Below are 1,265 nucleotides of genomic sequence, written 5' to 3'. Positions count from 1 at the left end.
GGCGAGTGGCGGCCGGCCCAGTCGGGACGCAYGTTCCCGACGCACGACCCCGCCAGCGGGGAGAAGATTACCGATGTCGCGCACGGCACGGCGGCCGACATCGACCTCGCCGTTGCCGCCGCGCGTCGGGCGTACGACGGTCCGTGGAGCCGTTTCACGCCGTCGCAGCGCCAGTCGCTGCTGTGGAAGGTCGGTGACGCTCTGCTGGCCCGCGCCAAGGAGTTCGGGCAGCTGGAGTCGATCGACAACGGTAAGTCGGCCGCGATAGCGGAGGGCGTGGACGTCGTCTGGGCCGCCAACGTCTTCCACTATTACGCCGGGTGGGCCACCAAGATCGAGGGAAGCACGGTGACGCCTTCGGTGCCGTGGATGCCGGGCACCGAATGGCACGCTTACACGCTGCGTGAGCCGATCGGCGTGTGCGGCCAGATCATCCCGTGGAACTTCCCGCTGCTGATGGCCTCGTGGAAGATCGCACCCGCGCTGGCGGCAGGCAACACCGTGGTGCTCAAGCCTGCCGAGCAGACCCCGCTGACCGCGTTGCTGCTCGGCGAGGTCTTCACCGAGCTGGACTTCCCACCAGGCGTGGTCAACATCGTCACCGGTTTCGGTGACGCCGGCGCCGCGCTGGCCGCGCACGACGACGTGGACAAGGTCGCCTTCACCGGCTCGACCGAGGTCGGCAAGAAGATCGTCGACGTGGCGCGGGGAAATCTGAAGAAGATCTCGCTCGAGCTCGGCGGCAAGAGCCCGAACATCGTGTACGCCGACGCCGACATCGAGTCGGCTATCGCCGGTTCGGCCAACGCCTGGCTGTTCAACCATGGCCAGTGCTGTGTAGCGGGCACCAGGCTCTTTGTCGAGGACTCGATCTTCGCCGAGTTCACGGCGGGGGTCGCCGAGTTCGCCGCCGGCGTGAAGGTCGGGCCGGGCATGGATCCGTCCTCGCAGCTCGGGCCGCTGGTCTCGCGGGAGCAGCTGGACCGTGTGACCGGCTACCTCGACCAAGGCAGGGCCGATGGTGCGCGGGTACTGACCGGTGGGTCGCGTATCGGTGACTCCGGCTACTACGTGGAGCCCACCGTGCTGGTGGACGTGCACGAAGGAATGAGTGTGGTCCGCGAGGAGATCTTCGGCCCGGTGGTGGCCGCCATGCCGTTCCGCGCCGAGGAGGGTCCGGCGGGCGTGGCGAACAACTCCGAGTTCGGCCTCGCCGCAGGCATCTGGACTCGCGACATCTCCAAGGCACATCGGCTGGCCAGGAA

General features: G+C 68.0%; 1 protein-coding gene. It reads left to right on the top strand.

Annotated features, from left to right (window positions below; translation table 11 throughout):
• Positions 1-1,265, top strand: a 1,265-nt coding sequence (locus BBK14_RS14555; protein ID WP_071062864.1) for an aldehyde dehydrogenase family protein, incomplete at both ends; no start/stop codon positions are given.

The sequence above is a fragment of the Parafrankia soli genome (assembly GCF_001854695.1).
In the GTDB taxonomy this organism is placed as follows: domain Bacteria; phylum Actinomycetota; class Actinomycetes; order Frankiales; family Frankiaceae; genus Parafrankia; species Parafrankia soli.
The sequence above is the reverse complement of the archived record's forward strand: the minus strand, read 5'-3'. Positions and strand labels throughout refer to the sequence as shown.